The following is a 20,185-nucleotide window of genomic DNA, read 5'->3' on the forward strand; positions in this document are numbered from 1 at the left end:
AGAAAGGCAGTTTTGCAAGTTGAATGGGCTTATATACGTGTTAAAATTTTTATTGGTTTTTCATTATTTAAGAAATTATTCATTTCATTCATTTCGATTTTGTTGAATTGATTTCATGGTGTTATTGGTAGTTTTATTTTCGCTAACCCACAAAAATGAACTGCCTGATTGCTGATGATAATGCAATTGCAAGAAGTGTACTTAAAAACCTGCTTAAAATTGAGGAGTCGTTAAAGCTTATTGCCGAATGTGAAAATGCCGCAGATGCTTACAATATATTAGATGCAAATAGAATAGACTTATTGCTTCTTGATGTAGAAATGCCAGGGATTACGGGCATTGAACTGATAAAAGCTCTTGGAGATAAAAGGCCATTAATCGTATTTATAAGTTCCAAGAGAGATTATGCATCTGATGCATTTGATTTGAATGTAGTTGATTTTATTGCTAAACCAGTTACGCCAGATCGCTTTTTGAAAGCAGTTATAAAGGCTAAAGAAATTTTTAAAAATCAGAACTTATTTATCCCTTCCAAAAAAGATGAATTCATTTTTATAAGGGATTCAAATATAATACGCCGGTTAAAACTTGCCGATATTAATTATCTCGAAGCCAAAGGAGATTATGTTAAAATTTATCTTGATGATAAACAATATGCAATTCACTCTTCTTTAAAATCAGTTGAAGATAAATTGCCTATGGATGTATTTTCCAGAGTTCATCGATCCTTTATTGTCAATATAAGTAAAATTGATACCATTGAAGGAGGGAGGTTAATTATTCAACAGCATTTTGTTCCGGTTTCTGATGCGTACAAAGCATCGTTAAATAAGCGGATGAAGATTCTATAATAACATCGATGTATTAAAATTATGAAAGAACAAATTGATGTCTTAATGGTGGAAGATAATTTGATTGATCAAAAATTGTTATCGGCATATTTAAAAGAATATGATATTACTTTTAAAATATCCAAAAATGGAATTGAAGCCCAAAATTTGCTCAAAACCATTTCTTTTTCACTGGTTCTTCTCAACATAGAATTGCCAACAATTGATGGTTTCCGATTAACTAAAATCCTTCGCAAACAGATGAGGTTAGATACCCCTATTGTAGCAATAACGGCTAACAAGGTTGATGATATAAAAGAAAAATGTTTCGCTTTTGGTATGAGTGGATGTGTTTGTAAGCCTATTGATAAACTTGAAATTTTTGGAATACTAACCAAATATTTGCTTGGCAATAAATTAACATCGGGTAATTTTTATTCTTATCAAACTATTGATTTAAGCTATTTAAAAGAGGTAAGCTTGGGCGATGAAGAATATGAAATAGAGATAGTTGAAAAATTTATAGAAACAATTGATCAGGATCTGTTGGATTTACAGCGAAGCTTTGCTGAAAAAAACGATGAAAATATAAGAATGATTGCTCATCGTACACTTTCAACAATTTACATTATGGGTTTAAAATGCAAGCTGGAGCCTATTTTACGCTCTTTGGAAAATATTGACACAGTTGAAGACGAAATGAAGGCAAAATTAAACGATGTAGATGAAATTTGTAGAAAAGCAAAAACAGAAGCACAGCACTTTGTAAACAATCTTAAACTAAAGATGAATTAAGCATAAAGTTCATCACTTCTTTCTGTTACATTTTGATAGGCAATAAAATCCTTAATCTCTCTAATGGTTTCCTCAGGCTCGCTAATGTGCGGGAAATGCCCAGTCGCTTTCATTACCACATAAAAATTATTTTTCGTATTTCGATGTATATATTCACCAGCAGATTGGGGCGCCATAATATCTTCGCTGCTTTGTAAAGTCAGGCTAGGGGTATGAAGTTTTTTTAACTCCGCTCTATAATCTGATTTGAATGTAGCCATGACAAAGGCCAAAGCAATGCTCGGTTCTGTTTCCTCAAAACATTCTTGTAAAAAATCAGATAGTTCCGGGGCTTCACTTTTGCTCATTACCACAGGCGAAATGGCTTTTGTCCAGCCTACATAATCCTCGGCAATATGTGTAAATATAGTTTCGATGTCTGCTGCTTCAAATCCACCAATATAATCTCTATCATTTAGATATTTTGGAGAAGGACCTATAAAAACAAGCTTCTTAAAAGCCTCTGGTTTTTGTATGGCAGCAATCATCCCGATCATACTACTAACCGAATGACCAACAAAAATAATATCTTTAAGTGCCAATGCTTCAATAATATCAATCACATCACAGGCGTAACCTTCTAACGTAGCATATTTATGATAATCGTATTGGTCTTTATCAGAATTTCCTGAGCCAACATAATCAAAAAGGATCACCTTGAAGTCAGCAAGAAATGCATCCGTAATATACTTCCATGAACTTTGTGCACAACCAAATCCGTGTGCGAATACAATTACCTGGCTACCTTCTCCAAGAATTTTTACGTTATTTCTGATCAGTATGGGATGCACGACTCAGATATTTAAATGAATGATTAATAAGCTTTGTGTGAAAGTTAAAAAAATCGATTAATATTTTCAAATAAATATAATAATGAATGAAAAAGCCTCTATTACGAGGCTTTAAGATGTTTTTGTGTTTCAATAGATAAATGAGATAAGCTCATTCATTTATAAAACCAGTAAAATTGAGTATGCTTATTTTTGAACTTTGATTTCCGTTCTTCTATTTACAGCCCTGCCTTCTTCACTTGCATTTGAGGTAATTGGCTCTTTTTCTCCATGACCAACAATTGTAAAAATTGAACCGTCGAGTCCGGCGTTAACAAAATAAGATTTCACTGCATTAGCCCGATCTACAGACAATGACATATTATGTTCTGGCGTTCCTTCGGCAGAAGAATGTCCATGAAGCGCAAATTTTGTATTTGGTGCTTTTTTCATTTCGGCCACAGCCTTATCTAATATAGCAAATGATGATGTTTTAAGTACGAAAGAGTTAAACTCAAACTGAATATTATCTAAATTGAAATTTGGTTTTTCAACTGGCGCTACTTCTTCTTTGGCTGGCGGCGGCGCTATTGGTTTTTTTTCTTCAACAGGTGGAGTAGGTTTTGAAACAGGAGCAGGATCTGGCTTGGTTATTAACTTCTTACTTTTGCAGGAATAAATGGTTAAAGTAGATAGACCAATAATGGCTGTTAAAAAAAGATTTTTAGTGATGTTCATAGTAAAATTTTGGTTTTAGGTTTAATTTGTGTTTCACTCAAAACTACAAATAATGATTACAGCTATAACGGAAATTTTTTAAAGAACTTGTATTTAATTGTTTTTTAACCATTTGGCTATCTTCAAATTTTATTAAAATTAAGTTGATTTTACCTTGCATAATACCAGAAACTAACATTTTGATTTTCTATATTTGCAGCCATATGCTCCCGTAGTTCAATGGATAGAATTATGGTTTCCGGTACCATCGATATGAGTTCGAATCTCGTCGGGAGCACATTATAAGCCGCCATAATTATCTTTATGGCGGCTATTTTTATTAATGATTCATTCTAATCATTACTATCAAACAAAAACCTTATTAAACTGTTGCCACTTTGAATGTTAAATCGGTTTATTTTAAAGATTTTAATTTAAATATAATCTACCGTTAATCTCCAGATTGGCATTTCTAAAAATAAAAATGCACCTTTGCGGACCGCTAATAAAGGTTTAAGCATGTAAATATTAATAGTCGTTTATGGAAGAATTGGTTGTAGAAGAGGTTCAGGAATTACTTAATAAAGAGAATGATAAAGCATTAAAGCACTATCTGGATGAACTGAATATCTCTGATGTGGAAGAGTTAATTGATGAACTTCCACAGCATGCAGCCAAATTTATCGACACCATTTCCTTAAATAGAGCTGTTAATGTTTTTCGCATTCTCGACTTTCCTACACAGGAAAGAATTATCAAAAAACTAACTGGTAATAAGCTTAATCAAATTATTAAAGATCTTCCTCCTGATGATCGAACAGCACTTTTTAGTGAGTTAAAAGGCGATGTAGTAAAGAAAATGATTACCCTTTTGCCTCCTGAGGAAAGGAAAGAATCTCTTGCGCTTTTAGGTTACAAAGAAGATAGTATTGGCCGTTTGATGACACCAGATTACATCGCTGTTAAACCAGAATGGTCGATTACAAGGGTCTTAGCGCATATTAGGCGTTATGGTAAAAATTCGGAAACCATTGATGTGGTTTACGTTATTGATAAAGAAGGTGTTCTACTTGATGATATTCGGATTCGGGAAGTGTTATTGGCAGATCCCGACGCCATTATTGGTGAACTAACTGATAAACGGTTCATCGCCCTAAAAGCAAACGATCCGCAAGAAGATGCCATTAGTATTTTTAGAATGAATAACCGGGTTGCATTACCTGTTGTGGATGAAAATAATATTCTCCTGGGTATAGTAACCGTTGATGATATCCTATGGATTGCCAATGAAGAATATACAGAAGATATCCATAAAATTGGAGGTTCGCAGGCTTTGGATGAACCCTATTTAGATGTTCCTGTTTTTGAGCTTTACAAAAAGCGTGTGGTTTGGTTAATCGTATTGTTTTTCGGTGAGCTACTTACTATAGCTGCCATGTCTAACTTCGAGAATCAAATTGCCCAGGTTGTAATTTTAGCTACGTTTATTCCATTAATTATTTCTAGTGGTGGCAATAGTGGTTCGCAGGCCGCAACACTAATTATTCAAGCCATGGCACTAGGCGAAGTTACCGTCAGAGATTGGTGGAATGTAATGCGAAGAGAAATCTTTTCTGGTATTTTATTAGGATGCACACTATGTTTATTAAGCTTCGCGGTTATTGGAACGTGGCATTTATTTTGGCCAGGTTTTACCGATCATTACATAAGAATTGGATTGGTTGTAGGCTGCTCTTTAATAGGAGTAGTACTTTGGGGAACTTTAATGGGTTCTATGTTACCTTTGCTGCTTAAAAAAGTAGGTGCCGATCCTGCAGTTTCCTCTACACCGTTTGTTGCCACTTTGGTTGATGTTACGGGATTGATTATTTACTTCTCTTTTGCCATATTATTTTTAAGCGGCATATTACTTTAACTTATAATTATGCAAACGAAAATCACAACATTATTTACAGATATAGGTGGTGTATTATTAACCAATGGATGGGATAGGCAAGCCAGAGGAGAAGCTGCGGTGCTTTTTAATCTTGATTCTGTTGATTTGGAAGAACGTCATCACTTAACTTTCGATACCTACGAGGTAGGCAAACTTACACTTGATGAATATTTGGAACGCATCGTTTTTTTTGAAGAACGATCTTTCACTTATGATGATTTTAAAGAATTCATGTTCAGTAAATCCTTGGATTATCCAGAAATGATTGCCTTGGTTTGCGAATTGAAGAGGAAATATAATTTAAAAGTAGCAGTAATTAGTAACGAGGGAAGAGAACTTAATCAATACCGCATCAGCACTTTTAAACTAAATGAATTTGTCGATTTTTTCGTTTCATCGAGTTTCGTTCATTTCCGTAAACCCGATGCTGATATTTTTAAAGTAGCGATAGATATTTCGCAGAGCGATGTAGAAACAAGTTTATATATTGATGATAGAATGCTATTTGTACAAGTTGCCGAGGGTTTGGGACTAAAAGGGATTCACCATACCAGTTATGAGGATACGAAAGCGCAATTAGCTGGTTATGGGTTGGAAGTTTAAGAGTATTCCGCAGATTAAGATGATTTACGCAGAAGCAAACAATAATATATTGGCTTATGAGGATTACAAATTAAATCTGCGGAAATTTGCGTGATCTGCGGGAAAAATATAAAACATTTAAAAACAAAAAAGCCACTCTTACGAATGGCTTTATACTTTATATTGTCTATTGAAGAATTTTAGGCTTTAAACGTTAAACCTAAAGTGCATAATGTCGCCATCTTCTACTACATAAGTTTTTCCTTCTACACCTAATTTACCTGCATCTTTACACGCATTTTCTGATCCCAGGGTTACGAAGTCGTTGTATTTAATTACTTCAGCTCTGATAAATCCTTTTTCAAAATCGGTATGGATTACACCTGCAGCTTGCGGAGCAGTAAAGCCTTTGGTAATGGTCCAGGCTCTAACTTCTTGTACACCAGCAGTAAAATAAGTGTATAGATTTAATAATTTATAAGCTGCACGAATCAATTTGTTTACACCAGATTCATCTAATCCTAAATCGGCTAGAAATTCCTGGCGCTCCTCGTAGCTTTCTAATTCTGCAATTTCCGATTCTATTTTTGCAGAGATAACCAATACTTCAGCTCTTTCGTCTGCAACATTGGCTTTAACCAAATCCACATATTTGTTTCCGGTAACAACTGATGCTTCATCAACATTGCAAACATACATCACTGGTTTTTGCGTTAGCAAACCTAAATCTTCTATAAAATCAAAATCTTCTTGTGATAATGAAGCCGTGCGAATCGATTTTCCACTTTCTAAATGAGATTTAACAACAGTTAGAATTTCATAAGTACGTTTAGCATCTTTATCGCCACCAGTTTTGGCCATTTTCTCCACCTTTTGAATACGTTTTTCAACCGTATCCAAATCTTTTAGCTGTAATTCTGTGTCGATAATTTCTCTATCACGAATAGGATCAACCGAACCATCAACGTGGATTACATTGCCATCATCAAAACAACGTAAAACATGTATAATTGCATTGGTAGCACGAATGTTTCCAAGAAACTGATTGCCCAAACCTTCACCTTTTGAAGCACCTTTTACTAATCCGGCAATATCAACAATTTCGATTGTGTTAGGTTGTACTTTGTTAGGTTTAACCAGTTCAGCAAGTTTAGTTAAACGCTCATCAGGTACAGTAATTACGCCAACATTTGGCTCAATTGTACAAAATGGAAAGTTTGCTGCCTGAGCCTTTGCATTTGATAAACAGTTAAAAAGAGTCGATTTTCCAACATTTGGTAAACCTACAATACCACATTGTAATGCCATCTATATATTTTGATTTATTTTACGATTTACGATTTCACCTTTCACCTTTCACCTTTCACCTTTCACCTTTCACCTTTTTCAGGCGGCAAAGATAAGCTTTTAAACCTTTATTTAAAGATGTGAATTTGTGGTAGAGGTATATTTTATCTAAGTTTATCGAAAAATTAAAAAAAGATGATGGAAGAATTTGAGGATGAAAAACCGGTGGAGGTGAAATTAGTAGTTACAGAAGAAATGCGGAGTTATCTTTACGATATCACGAAGTGGGCAAAATTTCTATCGATTATCGGATTCGTTATTTCGATTTTTGTAATTCTTGCGGCGTTTAGCATTCCTGCATTAATGAACAGCAATCCTGCTGTGGCGACCCAAATGGGACAGTTGGGTTCGAGTGGTACCACCATAGTTACCATTATATACTTTGTTTTAGGTTTGTTGTTATTTTATCCAAGCATCTTATTAAATAAAGTGGCCAATAAGGGCAAACAAGGGATTTTATTTGGCGATCAGGAAAGTTTAAATAATGCAATGGCAAGTTTAAAATCTTTATTTAAATTTTGGGGATCGATTACTATCGCCATTATTGCCTTCTACTTTTTATTGATATTTATGGTTGGTGCCGGCGTAGCAAAGGCATAACTAAGGAAAAAATATATCACGAAAAAAAAGCCCTTAATGTAACAAGGGCTTTTTTATTGAAATTATAATTTATTAAAAAGAAAAATCATCGTTTGTTTTGGCGCTATGTTCTCCATTTTCAGAATATTCATAACGTTTTTCTACAACATCCTGGTGAGTTTTGATGTAATCTACAGTTTCGTTTAATCCTTCAGCGAATTTTTCGAAATCTTCTTTGTATAAAAAGATTTTATGTTTAACGAATACACCGTCTTCTAATCTTTTCTTGCTCTCGGTAACTGTTAAATAATAATCACCTGAGCGAGTAGCCTTCACGTCGAAGAAATAAGTTCTCTTGCCTGCTCTTACTTTCTTTGAAAAAACTTCTTCTCTTTCCTTGTTGTCGAATTCTCCCATGGTTGGTATTGATGTTGGTTTTTGGTTTCGGTAAATATAAAGCAAATATTTAAAGTACAAAATACAATTTTAATACATTTTAAATTGTTCTTGTTTCTTCTTCTAAAAGTTGGTTGTTATAAAGTTCGGTATAACTGCCATTTAGGCTAAGTAATTCATTGTGTGTGCCTTGCTCAATGATTTTTCCATCATCTAACACCAATATTTTATCTGCGTTTTTAATAGTAGAAATACGGTGGGCAATTAATATCGAGGTTTTGCCGATCATTATTTTGCCTAAATTTTGAAGAATTTCTTCTTCAGTTTTGGTGTCAACAGCCGATAAACAATCATCAAATATTAAAACTTTTGGCGATTTTATTAATGCTCTGGCAATAGAAACACGCTGCTTTTGTCCGCCAGAAAGCGTAATTCCCCTTTCACCAAGCATCGTTTCAAATTTTTCTTCAAAATCGATAATGTTATTGTAAACGGAAGCATTCTTTGCAGCATTATAAACTTCGTTATCAGTAACTTGATCCAGGCCAAAGGCAATGTTATTTTTAATCGTATCAGAAAATAGGAAAACCTCTTGTGGCACAAAACCAATCTGGCTGCGGTAATTTTTAAGGTTTAAGGTTTTTAAATTTTCTCCATCAACGTTAATTGCGCCATCTTCAACATCGTACATCCGCATAATTAAATTCGCAAGTGTCGATTTTCCTGAACCCGTTTTGCCAATTATAGCTACAAACTCGCCGCTCTTGATTTCGAAACTTAAATTTTTTAGCGCAACAATTCCAGTATCAGGATAAACGAAACTTACATTGTCAAATTTAATATTGCCATCAATTTCTTTTTCTTCGTTATTAGTCGACTGTATATCAGAAGGGATATCTAAAAACTCATTTATTCTTTTTTGTGATGCTGCCGCTCTCTGAATTAGCGAGGTTACCCAACCTAACATGGTTACCGGAAAAGTTAGCTGGTTAATATAAATGATAAACTCTGCAATATTGCCAGCAGTGATACTTCCATTCATTACCTGATTACCGCCAACATAAATGGTTAAAATCGTACTCAAGCCAATTAGTAAAAGCATGGTTGGATAAAACAAAGCAGAAACCTTTACCAGGCTCATTGAGTCTCTTTTATATTCATTGCTCTGAATTTCGAACATGTTTCGAGTATAATCTTCTCGTACATAAGATTTTATAATTCTGATACCCGAAAAGCGTTCTTGCACAAAACTCGAAAGTTCTGATAAACGCTCTTGAATTTTACCACTCTTTTTAAAAATCAAAGTATTTACATAATAGATGATAATCACTAAAAAGGGGAGTGGCAACAGACAATAAATGGCCAGCTTAGAGTTTACATCAAACATCGACCAGATAATAAGTACAGATAAAACGAAAGTATTAATGGTATACATAATGGCGGGGCCAACGTACATCCGAACACGGTTAACATCTTCTGTTGCTCGGTTCATTAAATCGCCAGTATTATTGCGCCTGTAAAAACCCAAACTTAATTTTTGATAATGTTGATAGATGTCATTTTTCATATCGAACTCAATGTGCCGCGACATGAGAATAATGGTTTGACGCATGAAAAACAAAAACAATCCTCTCAAAACATATAGCGCCACTACCAATAAGCCAAAAAATAAAAGATTGCTGCTAAAAATATCGTAAATTATTTCCTGGCGATTAAAACCACTAAAGAGGTTGTATACCTGAACATTTTCTGTAATTAAATCAACAGCATAACCAATTACCTGGGCTGGCACCACACCAAAAATATTGGAGATTACCACGAAAATACTACCGGGAATAATCCACCATTTATATTTTAAAAAGTATTTGTTTAATCTGCTTAGATGTTTCATGCCATACAAACTTAGATAATTTTGTTATCTCATATCGTATATTTTTAACTGAATGGCTTAGCTTTAGAATTTAATGACATTAATAGCAATCAATATTTCTTAATTCTATTAGATCATATGATTCGTTTGCATTTTATAAATCTTTACCAAGAATCACTTCACTACCTGAAATAAACCCGACAGTAGTGTAAATACTTTTTGTTGCAGACCGTTCGAGCCATTATTAAAAGTAACAAAAAGGTCGTAGCGAATGGCGGGACTGTACCTACCCAAGTATTACTGAAATTGCTTTTCAAAAATATAGATAATCATTGTTTGTAACTATAGCATAAATAGTTTGTTTATATCCATGTATTAATGGTTTTTTATTTTAATTTTGCAGCAGATTAGCCGAACGTTCAATATGCCAGCAAATTCTTCGTCAGATTCTTCCATACTAGAGCAATTGAGTGCTTACGGGCATAAAAAATTGATTTTTTGTAATGATCCGGATACAGGTTTGAAAGCGATTATTGCCATACATGACACCACTTTAGGTCCAGCTTTAGGCGGAACCCGGATGTGGAGTTATGCAACTGAGGGCGAAGCTTTGGAAGATGCGTTACGTTTATCGCGTGGAATGACTTACAAATCGGCCATTACGGGATTAAATTTGGGTGGTGGAAAAGGTGTAATCATTGGTGATTCCCGTAAGGATAAAACGGAAACATTAATGCGTAGCTATGGCAGGTTTATTAAAAACCTTAATGGCGAATTTATTACTGCGGAAGAGATGGGTACCAACACGCGGGATATGGAATACATCCGTATGGAAACCAATTATGTAACGGGTGTTCCCGAATCTATTGGTGGCGCTGGAAACCCTGCTCCATTTACGGCTCAGGGTGTTTATTTGGGTATTAAAGCTAGTGTGAAAGAGGTTTTTGGAACCGATATGCTAGCAGGCAGAACTATTGTGGTACAAGGTATTGGTAACGTTGGTGAACATTTGGTGGCTCTACTTAGAAAGGAAAACGCCGAAGTTTTAATCAGTGATATTAATCAGGAGCAATTGACCTATGTTGCCCGTAAATACAAGGCTAAACCGATTGAAGCTGATAAAATTTTTGGTTGCGATGCTGACGTTTATGCTCCATGTGCAATGGGCGCAACCGTTAACAATAAAACTATTGAAAGGATGAAGTTTGCAATTATTGCAGGCTCGGCAAACAATCAATTAAAAGATGAAGTTTTAGACAGTGAATTGCTATTAAAAAAGGGAATTCTTTTCGCTCCGGATTATTTAATTAATGCTGGAGGATTAATTGCCTGTTACTCGGAATGGACTGGGTTTGGCAAGAAACGTACGGTTCAGCTCACAGAAAATATTTACGATGCCACCCGTAGCGTAATTAAATTAAGTAAAACTGAAAATATATCAACAAATATTGCTGCAAATCGCATTGCCGAAAAGCGAATTGCAGATGTAAAAAAAATTAAATCGTCATATTAAATAATTATTAAAACAGGTTTTATAAACCGCACTCGTTCTTACATTCATGTTAAATAGAAGGCACTTAAGAATCAAAGCTTTGCAAAATATTTTTGCTTGGCACATGGCAGACAAAAAAGACATTAAAGGTGATTTGAAAACTTTAATGCAAAGCATTGATAGCGTGTACGAAATGTACATCTGGATGTTATCATTAATAGTTGAAGTTACAGAGTTTACAGCAAACGATGCTGCAGAACGTGCTAACAAATTTATTAAAACTGCTGAAGATATTAATCCGAATATGAAATTGCTACACAATAAGTTTAGCGTTTTAATGCAGCAGAATCCCGAATATGTATCGGCGGTAAAAAAGTATAAAGTAGATTGGGGATTCGATCCGGAAATCCGTAAAACTGTTTTCAATTCTTTAAAAGCATCTCAGGAATATGCTGATTATCTAGCCGATTCTAACGAAAGTTTAGAATCATCGAAAGATATAGTTAAATACATTTTCAGAAAAATTATCTTAAAAAATCAGGGGATTATTCAGGTTTTTGAAGAGAAGTTTATCAATTGGCAGGTAGATCATGAAGTGATGAAAGGTATGGTTGCCAAAACTTTGAAAAACTTTACTTTCGACGATCCTTTTAAAAATAAACTGACCGAAATTAGTGCCGATTGGATTGAAGATAGCAAATTTGTACAGGATTTATTTGTGCACACTTTGCAAAACGATGCCAAATACCAAGAACTAATTGCCGAGCGTACAAAGAATTGGGAATCGGAGCGTATTGCTTTAATGGATACTATTTTGATGAAAATGGCCATCTGTGAGTTGCTAAATTTCCCATCAATTCCTGTCAAAGTAACCATTAATGAATATCTGGAGCTATCAAAAGATTACAGTACTCCGAAAAGTAATTCGTTTATTAACGGTATTTTAGACAAAATTTTAGGCGACCTTAAGAAAACCAATACCATTAAAAAGATCGGTCGCGGATTAATTGAAGATTAACAATGAAAAAAATATTCATCCTTGCTATTGCAGCTTTATCTTTTACGGCTTGCCGAAATGCAAATAATTCTACAGTTGAAGTGGCTGGGAATGATACTTCGATAGAAAGCAAAATTGCTTCTCCAGATGCACCAATCGTTGTTTTTGAACGTGATATTTTTGATTTCGAAAAGATTAAGCAGGGCGAAAGTGTAGAGCATGAATTCAAATTTAAAAACACAGGTAAAAGTCCTTTAATTATTTCTAATGCTACAGCTACTTGTGGTTGTACCGATCCCGAAATTCCAAAAGAGCCTATTTTACCAGGAAAAGAAGGTGTGATAAAAGTGGTTTTTAATAGCACAGGTAAAGAGGGAATGCAAGATAAGGTGGTAACCATAACATCAAATGCAAACCCTACAATTTCGACAGTACATTTAGTGGGCGAGGTGCTTACTAAAAAATAAAATAGGTAGGGTTTGGTGTTTTGTACGCCAAACCATTACACATAATCAATAATCAAATAAATAAGAAATGACATCAACAGTAATTTTACAAGCAGCAGGTGGATTTGGCCAGTACGGACAATTAATTATGTTAGGTGCTATCGCGGTAGTATTCTATTTTTTCATGATCCGTCCACAGGTTAAGAAAGCTAAAGACCATAAAAAATTAATTGAAGGCTTAAAAAAGGGCGATAAAATTATCACTACTGCAGGTATTCACGGTCGTATCGCTGATATGAACGATACTACATTCTTAATCGAAGTTGAAGGTGGTGTTAAAATCCGTTTCGATAAATCGGCGGTTTCTTTAGATGCCACTAAAGCCGTTGTAGCTCCTGCCGCAAAAGCATAATTAAAGTATTATAAAATTAGACAGGGCTCCGAATTTCGGAGCGCTTTTTTATTGCATTATCTTTGTGCTAAATTTATATTGATGTTATAAGAAACCTTTACTGGGATACCATGTTGTAACCCAGGATTCCAATTGGGGCACTCATCCAAAACACGCATGGCTTCTTCGCGAGTACCATAACCCAGGTCATTTTTAAATTTATAGTTGGTTAATTTTCCATCCTTCTCCACTACAAAACCTATAAATAATTTTCCTGAAATTTTATTTCTTAATGCCTCTGTAGGATATTTGAAACTCTTCCCTAAATATTTATAAAATTCAGTTATTCCACCAGGGAATTCTGGTTTTTCTTCTGCAACCTTGTATTTTTTTGTGCTTCCATTTTCAAATGTTGCTATTCCATTGATAAAGTATCCGCTATCATAATGTTCTACGTAACTGTCTTTTCCAATTTTACCCTTCCACTCTCCGTTTTTATAGCCATCTAGATAATCTCCTTCTTCACTTTCATTTATATTTAAATGCCCATTACCATCTTTTATAAATTGAACGCCCAAAGAATCGAAACCAGAGATTACTTTATAAGAAGAGCGCTTTTGTGATTCAGATTTTTCCGCCTCGGGGTATAGAATAACCCTGGCCAATTGCCCGTTGGCGTAATATGATGAAGATTCACCTATCGGTTTGCCATTTACATAATTGGTTTTTTCGATTAAAATTCCTTTTTTATTAAAGCGTTTGAGTTCTCCCTCATATACGAGATTAGGCTCAAATTTGGATAGTTTACCAGTTGCTTTATCTGTATTATCAGCGTAATATTCATAAAAATTATAAAATTTCGATCCAGGGTCTGGTTCTTCAATAACTCTTCTATAGTCGGCTAGCTCATTGTTTTTAACGGGAACTCCGTCTTTAAAATAGTAAACATTTGATCGTTTCTGGCTGAAAGCAAAGCAAGGTATTGCAATGGTAAGGAGGGTTAAGAGTGTTCTTTTCATAATCGAGATTAATCATACTAAGATAGAAATCATCTTCGCAAAATCCGATTTCTTTTATTAGTAGTTTCGGGCAATTAATAAATTGCTACATTTGAAAGAATTGCTCTTTTAGCACAAATCATGCAGCAAATTGTTAAATAACGAATGCCATTTATTAGATTAACTAAAATTGAAAGACGACGTGTATTTACACTGTTAGCCTGTTTATTGCTGGCTATAGCGGCCTGGCTTTTTATGGCGTTAAACAATAAATACAACTATATAGCAAAAACGGTTATTATTTTTAAAAATAAACCAGCTAAAAGGGCATTTTATCCTTTGCAAACTGACACTTTAGATTTAGAGGTGGAAGGAACAGGCTGGCAGTTGGTATTTACCCGCTTGAGAATAAGTCCACCATCTGTATCGATTAATTTGAGTCAATTAAATGCAAGAGATTTTGTTGTTTTATCTGATCAGTTGTATAATATTAATAAACAGGTTGGAAGTGCTCAAAAAGTAATATCTGTTAAACCAGATACATTGTATTTCGATTTTACCAAACAAATAGTAAAAAAGGTAAATATAAAACTGGTAAGTCAGCTGGCATTTTATAAGCAACATGGATTGGCAAGTGAAGTAATACTTAACCCTAAAATTGTTACTGTAGCCGGACCGCAAGAGGAATTAAGTAAAATTACTTCGTGGCCCACTGATACCTTGAAGATAAATAATTTGCAAAGTAGTAGCACTGCCCGAATTGGATTACAGCACAGCATTCATAAAAATGTTAGTATATATCCTTCATCTACAGAAGTAAAACTTTCGGTAGATGAATTTACCGAAAAAACTGTTGAAGTGCCCTTGAAGATCGTTAACAACAGAAACTACAACAGCATCAAACTTTATCCGAAAAAAGTAAAGGTAACTTTCTTGGTTGCCTTGGGCAGTTATGCACAGGTTGATGCAAATTTTATTACGGCAACGGTTGATGTTGATGAATGGAAAAACTTAAATCACAAACAGTTTGCTGTGAAAATTACAGAATTTCCTGATTATTGTAAGTTAATTAGTGTTAGTCCATCGAAGATTGATTTTGTTGTAGAAAAATAATGTATAAAGTTGGTATAACCGGTGGAATTGGCAGTGGTAAAACAACCATTTGCAAGGTTTTCGAAGTATTGGGTATTCCTGTTTTCTATGCCGATACCGAGGCAAAAAATATTATGGTTCAAGATGAATTACTTATTGAGGGGATAAAATCAGCCTTTGGTAAGAAGAGCTATTTCGATGATGGAAAACTGAATAATAAACACATTGCAGGCATTGTTTTTAGTAATGAAGCAGAGCTCGAAAAATTAAATGCCTTGGTTCATCCCGCAGTATTTAGAGCATTTTATACCTGGGAAGCAAAAGTTGGTCCAAATGTTCCTTATACTTTAAAGGAAGCTGCCTTACTTTTCGAAAGTGGTTCTTACAAAATGTGCGATACCAATATACTAGTTACTGCTCCATCAGATGTTAAAATTAATCGGGTGATGCAACGCGATAAAATTACGGCAGAACAAGTCAAAGCAAGAATGGATAAGCAGATGAGTGATGAAGAAAAGGCTAAAATGGCCGATCATTTTATTATCAATGATGAAAAGAATTCTATCATTGAGCAAGTTTTGGTCCTGCACAAACAATTTTTAAAAATCGCTTCAAATTTGAAGTAATCCATTGAAAACCTTTGATATCAAATATGATTATTAAAATAAAATCATGCATTATCTTTAAATCCCACAAATACTAGCTATGATTTTAGACGATTTTATTAAGATCACTCCAGCAGGTTTGTATTGTGTTTATGGCGATTTTTATCTCGATCCGCAACAACCCGTAAAAGAAGCTGTGGTTTCCCATGCGCATGGTGACCATGCCATTGGTGGAAGTCAGAATGTTTACTGTACAGCGCCTACAGAAAGTTTCATGAAACATCGCTACCGGAAATTTGCAGCGGTAGATTTTCATATTAAGAAATACCGTGAAACTTTTAAGATTAAAGATATAGCCATTACTTTTTATTCTGCTGGCCATATTTTAGGTTCCGCACAAATTTTAATGGAATATCAAGGTATAAAATATCTATATACAGGCGATTACAAAATAGAACCCGATACAACTTGCGAGCCTTTTGAATTTGTTCAGGCTGATGTTCTGATTACAGAAAGTACTTTTGCCAATCCCGAAACCAAGCATCCATCGCCAGTTGATGAAATAAAAAAATTGAATGAAACCAATGCAAATATTATGCTAGGTTCTTATGCGCTAGGTAAAAGTCAGCGGATTATTCAATTGTTAAATGAATATTGCTCCACAAAAAATGTGATGGTTCACCATAGCATTATGCCTTTTGTGAAAATATATGAAGACTACGGAATGAAAATTGGTAGTTACAAAATGTATGATAGAAAGGTGATGAAGAATAATCATGAACACCAGGTTTATATTGTGCCGCCAATGGTATTTCACAGTTATCACAAAGCGATTAATGTTGTGCGGGCATTTGCATCTGGTTGGAAGAATCTGCAGCAACAAAATGGAATATCACTCTATATTTCCGACCATGCCGATTGGGATGCAATATTAAAAACGATTGAAAAAGTGCAACCTCAACAGGTTTGGACTTTGCATGGCGATGGTAAGCAATTAAAGGAATATTTTAATGGTAGGTTAGAAATTAAGATAATGAATGAATGATAGGATGAGTGTTTGATTGAACGAATTAATTAAATCATTCAATCAAAATTCACTTACTTAATTTTTGATTATGAAAGAGGGAGAAGACTTTTATTTTAATGAAGATGGATTGATGGTTTTTACTGAAGCTTATCATTTAAAAAGAGGCAATTGCTGCAAAAACAAGTGTAAGCACTGCCCTTGGGGTTATGGCAAAAAGAAAGATAAAAAATAGTCTTTAGATTATTTAAACCGTACCCGATTATAAATCTCATTTAATGGTACTTCAAAACCCATTGAAACAAATTTAACCGCTTCATCAATTTTTTTATATTCAATCAATTCCCAATTTTGTTTTCCATTTAGGTAAAAAGCCTCAACTGATATAGCTTCAGAATCGATTAAGATGTATTCTTTTAATGTTGGAATATCTTTATAAAGGTCAAACTTATGGCCTCTGTCGTAGTCTTTTGTTGAGGGAGAAAGTATTTCAATAATTAATGTTGGCTCGATAAAACTTTCATTATCAATATCACTATGATTTAAGCCATTACAATAGATTGAAATATCAGGATAGGTGAATAACCCATTTGCAGTTATTTGCATACGAAGGTCGCTACCGTAAGGACGACAAGGTTTACCTAGCAGAGCTCCGATTTCTAAAAATAAATTGGTAAAAATCTCATTATGATTTGTACTTGCGCCGGCCATTGAGAATATTTCGCCCTGAAAATACTCATGTTTTTCTTGTGATGCTTTTTCCATTTCCAAGTATTCTGCAACGGTAAAATGCCTTTTTTTGTACTCTACACTTGGCTCATTTACAATCTCTTCCATATTCTAATATACTGAATATTTTTAGATAAAAATTTTATAGATCGGAAATGTATTAATGAGAATGCCCTGCAAAGAACCCAATCAGTGCTACGCTGATTCCTAATAAAACGGCAACCATTTTGCGGGTGTTGATTTTATGGTCGGCGCTCGATTCGAATAAAATCGTGGTAGAAATATGTAAGAAAATACCAATAACGATTCCCATTATTTTATTGAAATAGGCATCTATACCGCCAATGCTTCCGTTACTCAGCCCAATACTAACGTAAAAACCAAGTGGGGCCATAACGGCAAAAATCAGTAGATAAATAATAATGCTTCCTTTTTTAAAATGGTTTTGCATTAAAATACTCGCCAAAGCAAATGCTGCAGGAATATGATGCAATGAAATTCCAAAGATGAGTTCGTTATGTTGGTCTTTTGCAAGCGGCATACCTTCTAAAAAAGCATGTAAGCAAAGGCTAATCATAATTCCAAATGGAAAAACATTTCCATCGTGATGTTTATGTATATGCCCGTGTTCTACGCCCTCCGAAAACTGCTCCAGAAATACCTGTAGTAAAAATCCGATAAGAATGAAAACACCAATTTGCCATTTATCAGGGCCGCTGTAAGCATCAGGAATTAAATGTAAAACTGTAATGGCAAATAGATAAGCCCCACTAAATGATAATATCAGTTTTAGCAGTTTTGATTTATCGCTTTTAACCAAAAAAATGGCAGCGCCTCCTAAAAATGCACAGAAGAAAAGTACGGCAAATTTCCAAGCTTCCATTAAAATTCAGGTTGTAGTTTTTTAAAAATTCTTGAACAGATAAAACCGATTATTGTCCCCAATATTGCGCCTGTAGTTACATCGACAGGGTAATGCACACCTACATAAACCTGTGCAAAGCTAATAATTGCAGCCCAAAATATCCCAATTGGTAAGATAGGTTTCCAACGGGTGAAAAAAACACAAATTAAAAACACAGCAATGGCAAAATGATTGGTTGCATGTGCTGATGGAAAACTTAGTCCGCTGCCGCAGGGAACCCGGTGAATAATATCGTTAGCCAAACTAAAATCATTACAGGGCCTAACACGGGCTACAAACGGTTTTATTAATTTTGATGCAATTAAATCGCCCGTGGCGAAAGTAAAAAGAATCATCCCAACAATATAATAACCCTGCTTTTTATATTGTTTAATGCAAAAAATCACAATAAAAAGGTAAAGTGGCGACCAGAAAAAACGGTTACGCATTAAAGGCATCAGCCAATCGAAAAAGCCGTTCGAAAGTCCGCGGTGGATTTTCAAAAACAACTCAACATCAAACTGCTGTATGCTTTCTATCATGCTTTTTTGCAGATTAAAATTAAACGATCAGAATTTGATTCATCAAAATCATCAAGTAAATAACTGCCAAATGCTTTTTGAATTACCATTCCTGCCTTGAGTAACATGCGCTCAAAATCTGCAAAACTAAAAGCCTGAACACGCTCTTCGAAATTGAATACCTTACCCTTATCATCGAAATTTATCTTCTTGATAATTTTGCCGTCTACCACATTTTTAGTGATGTTAAACGTAATTCCATCAAGTGATTTCACTTCGCAATGATTTAAATTTCTGATAATTTTTTCTGTATTAAAATAATCCACTACCAGTGTTCCATCAGCTTTTAAACATTTTCTGAAAGTTTTCAAGGCATTTACATGTTCCTTTTCGGTGTCAAAATAGCCAAAGCTGGTAAACAGGTTTAAAGCAACATCGAAATAGTTAATGTAAAAAAGCCTGCGCATATCGTGCACCAAAAAGTGCAGTTTATTATTTTCGAATTGCTTGGCGTATTTTATACTTTGTTCGGATAAATCAATTCCCGTAACATCAAAGCCCTTTTTATTTAGGTAAATTGAATGCCTGCCTTTACCGCAAGCAATGTCGAGCATTTTAGAATCAACTTCTGGATGGAGGAATTTCGTTAAATTATCGATGAAAAATTCGGCTTCTGCATCGTTTCGTTGTTGGTAAAGAATATGATAATAGGGTGAATTAAACCAATACTGAAACCACTTGCGCTGCATAAAAAAGCCTTTTGTTTTCGAATTTGCAAACTTAGATAAAATTGGGGTAAACAAAGTACATTAATTTCATGGCTAAGCAATTTTATAATTGTTAAAATAATTTTGTTTTGGAAATCAGCGTTTAGTTTTTATTGGAATATTATCCTGCCATTTGCTGTAGCCCCTTAGTCCCGATTAAAATCTGGACTGGGCTGTTGCCAGGTTTAATAACGAAGGTTTGCATTGGGCCTCACATCATTGAGGTACGAAGTAATTTTAAGGCTATAGGTTAAACGCAAAGATAAAGCTCAGGTAGTAAGATTGCTTCGTACCTTGCAATGACGGTAATGGTTTTTTCATTGTCTTCACAATCCTGATTTATCTAAACCCGACTTAG

Annotated in this window: 23 protein-coding genes and 1 tRNA gene; 14 read left to right on the forward strand and 10 right to left on the reverse strand. The window is 34.6% G+C overall.

Annotated features, from left to right (window positions below):
- The first annotated feature begins 155 nt into the window (after positions 1–155).
- Positions 156–851, forward strand: a complete 696-nt coding sequence (locus LUA91_RS18815) for a LytTR family DNA-binding domain-containing protein (protein WP_231427654.1) — start codon at positions 156–158, stop codon at positions 849–851.
- A gap of 21 nt (positions 852–872) precedes the next feature.
- Positions 873–1,625, forward strand: a complete 753-nt coding sequence (locus LUA91_RS18820) for a response regulator (RefSeq protein ID WP_231427655.1) — start codon at positions 873–875, stop codon at positions 1,623–1,625.
- On the opposite strand, the gene LUA91_RS18825 is transcribed toward LUA91_RS18820, so the two are convergent.
- Complete coding sequence (locus LUA91_RS18825; RefSeq protein WP_231427656.1) at positions 1,622–2,455, reverse strand: alpha/beta fold hydrolase; 834 nt, start codon at positions 2,453–2,455, stop codon at positions 1,622–1,624. The genes LUA91_RS18820 and LUA91_RS18825 overlap by 4 nt on opposite strands.
- 186 nt (positions 2,456–2,641) lie before the next feature.
- Complete coding sequence (locus tag LUA91_RS18830; protein ID WP_231427657.1) at positions 2,642–3,172, reverse strand: OmpA family protein; 531 nt, start codon at positions 3,170–3,172, stop codon at positions 2,642–2,644.
- 205 nt (positions 3,173–3,377) lie between these two features.
- On the opposite strand from LUA91_RS18830, the gene LUA91_RS18835 reads away from it, so the two are divergent.
- The 3 genes from LUA91_RS18835 to LUA91_RS18845 all read left to right on the forward strand — a co-directional run bounded on the left by LUA91_RS18835 (position 3,378) and on the right by LUA91_RS18845 (position 5,690).
- A tRNA-Arg gene (locus tag LUA91_RS18835) sits at positions 3,378–3,449 on the forward strand.
- 243 nt (positions 3,450–3,692) lie between these two features.
- On the forward strand, positions 3,693–5,066 hold the full coding sequence (mgtE, locus tag LUA91_RS18840; protein WP_231427658.1) for a magnesium transporter: 1,374 nt from the start codon (positions 3,693–3,695) through the stop codon (positions 5,064–5,066).
- 9 nt (positions 5,067–5,075) lie between these two features.
- Complete coding sequence (locus LUA91_RS18845; protein ID WP_231427659.1) at positions 5,076–5,690, forward strand: HAD hydrolase-like protein; 615 nt, start codon at positions 5,076–5,078, stop codon at positions 5,688–5,690.
- Positions 5,691–5,876: 186 nt separating this feature from the next.
- Here the strand turns inward: LUA91_RS18845 and ychF are convergent, their stop codons facing one another.
- Entirely contained in the window at positions 5,877–6,977 is a 1,101-nt protein-coding gene (gene ychF / locus LUA91_RS18850) for a redox-regulated ATPase YchF (protein ID WP_231427660.1), read from the reverse strand.
- 174 nt (positions 6,978–7,151) lie between these two features.
- Here ychF and LUA91_RS18855 point away from each other — a divergent pair, with 174 nt between their 5' ends.
- Positions 7,152–7,616 carry a DUF5362 family protein gene (locus LUA91_RS18855; RefSeq protein WP_231427661.1) on the forward strand — a complete coding sequence of 155 codons (465 nt, stop codon included), beginning with the start codon at positions 7,152–7,154 and terminating at the stop codon, positions 7,614–7,616.
- Positions 7,617–7,688: 72 nt separating this feature from the next.
- Here LUA91_RS18855 and LUA91_RS18860 read toward each other — a convergent pair whose 3' ends face one another.
- Both LUA91_RS18860 and LUA91_RS18865 read right to left on the reverse strand, forming a co-directional pair.
- Entirely contained in the window at positions 7,689–8,012 is a 324-nt protein-coding gene (locus LUA91_RS18860; protein WP_231427662.1) for a DUF3276 family protein, read from the reverse strand.
- A gap of 79 nt (positions 8,013–8,091) precedes the next feature.
- A complete protein-coding gene (locus LUA91_RS18865) occupies positions 8,092–9,882 on the reverse strand; it encodes an ABC transporter ATP-binding protein (RefSeq protein ID WP_231427663.1) in 1,791 nt (596 codons plus the stop codon).
- A 403-nt stretch (positions 9,883–10,285) separates the two neighbouring features.
- Between LUA91_RS18865 and LUA91_RS18870 the strand changes: the two genes are divergently transcribed.
- The 4 genes from LUA91_RS18870 to yajC all read left to right on the forward strand — a co-directional run bounded on the left by LUA91_RS18870 (position 10,286) and on the right by yajC (position 13,208).
- Positions 10,286–11,374, forward strand: a complete 1,089-nt coding sequence (locus tag LUA91_RS18870) for a Glu/Leu/Phe/Val dehydrogenase (RefSeq protein WP_231427664.1) — start codon at positions 10,286–10,288, stop codon at positions 11,372–11,374.
- A 46-nt stretch (positions 11,375–11,420) separates the two neighbouring features.
- Entirely contained in the window at positions 11,421–12,371 is a 951-nt protein-coding gene (nusB, locus tag LUA91_RS18875; RefSeq protein WP_231427665.1) for a transcription antitermination factor NusB, read from the forward strand.
- Between the two features lie 2 nt (positions 12,372–12,373).
- A complete protein-coding gene (locus tag LUA91_RS18880; protein WP_231427666.1) occupies positions 12,374–12,817 on the forward strand; it encodes a DUF1573 domain-containing protein in 444 nt (147 codons plus the stop codon).
- A 67-nt stretch (positions 12,818–12,884) separates the two neighbouring features.
- Entirely contained in the window at positions 12,885–13,208 is a 324-nt protein-coding gene (yajC, locus tag LUA91_RS18885) for a preprotein translocase subunit YajC (protein WP_231427667.1), read from the forward strand.
- A 56-nt stretch (positions 13,209–13,264) separates the two neighbouring features.
- Here the strand turns inward: yajC and LUA91_RS18890 are convergent, their stop codons facing one another.
- Positions 13,265–14,206: an energy transducer TonB gene (locus LUA91_RS18890; protein ID WP_231427668.1), complete on the reverse strand. Its 942-nt coding sequence runs from the start codon at positions 14,204–14,206 to the stop codon at positions 13,265–13,267.
- A 144-nt stretch (positions 14,207–14,350) separates the two neighbouring features.
- Here LUA91_RS18890 and LUA91_RS18895 point away from each other — a divergent pair, with 144 nt between their 5' ends.
- The 4 genes from LUA91_RS18895 (at position 14,351) to LUA91_RS18910 (ending at position 17,141) form a co-directional block, all read left to right on the forward strand.
- Positions 14,351–15,298 carry a YbbR-like domain-containing protein gene (locus tag LUA91_RS18895; RefSeq protein ID WP_231427669.1) on the forward strand — a complete coding sequence of 316 codons (948 nt, stop codon included), beginning with the start codon at positions 14,351–14,353 and terminating at the stop codon, positions 15,296–15,298.
- Positions 15,298–15,903 (forward strand): dephospho-CoA kinase, encoded by a 606-nt coding sequence (coaE, locus tag LUA91_RS18900; protein WP_231427670.1) that lies wholly within the window; start codon positions 15,298–15,300, stop codon positions 15,901–15,903. Before LUA91_RS18895 ends, coaE begins: the two co-directional genes overlap by 1 nt.
- Before the next feature lie 79 nt (positions 15,904–15,982).
- Complete coding sequence (locus tag LUA91_RS18905; protein WP_231427671.1) at positions 15,983–16,927, forward strand: exonuclease; 945 nt, start codon at positions 15,983–15,985, stop codon at positions 16,925–16,927.
- Between the two features lie 70 nt (positions 16,928–16,997).
- Complete coding sequence (locus tag LUA91_RS18910) at positions 16,998–17,141, forward strand: DUF5522 domain-containing protein (RefSeq protein WP_231427672.1); 144 nt, start codon at positions 16,998–17,000, stop codon at positions 17,139–17,141.
- 8 nt (positions 17,142–17,149) lie between these two features.
- Here LUA91_RS18910 and LUA91_RS18915 read toward each other — a convergent pair whose 3' ends face one another.
- The 4 genes from LUA91_RS18915 to LUA91_RS18930 are packed head-to-tail and all read right to left on the reverse strand — an operon-like array spanning position 17,150 to position 19,809.
- On the reverse strand, positions 17,150–17,743 hold the full coding sequence (locus tag LUA91_RS18915; RefSeq protein WP_231427673.1) for a Uma2 family endonuclease: 594 nt from the start codon (positions 17,741–17,743) through the stop codon (positions 17,150–17,152).
- A 52-nt stretch (positions 17,744–17,795) separates the two neighbouring features.
- Entirely contained in the window at positions 17,796–18,518 is a 723-nt protein-coding gene (locus LUA91_RS18920; RefSeq protein WP_231427674.1) for a ZIP family metal transporter, read from the reverse strand.
- Positions 18,518–19,081, reverse strand: a complete 564-nt coding sequence (locus LUA91_RS18925) for a phosphatase PAP2 family protein (protein WP_231427675.1) — start codon at positions 19,079–19,081, stop codon at positions 18,518–18,520. Before LUA91_RS18925 ends, LUA91_RS18920 begins: the two co-directional genes overlap by 1 nt.
- On the reverse strand, positions 19,078–19,809 hold the full coding sequence (locus LUA91_RS18930; protein ID WP_231427676.1) for a bifunctional 2-polyprenyl-6-hydroxyphenol methylase/3-demethylubiquinol 3-O-methyltransferase UbiG: 732 nt from the start codon (positions 19,807–19,809) through the stop codon (positions 19,078–19,080). The genes LUA91_RS18925 and LUA91_RS18930 overlap by 4 nt, the downstream gene beginning before the upstream one ends.
- Positions 19,810–20,185: the final 376 nt, after the last annotated feature.

The organism is Pedobacter sp. Leaf250 (genome assembly GCF_920984735.1).
Taxonomy (GTDB): Bacteria; Bacteroidota; Bacteroidia; order Sphingobacteriales; family Sphingobacteriaceae; genus Pedobacter.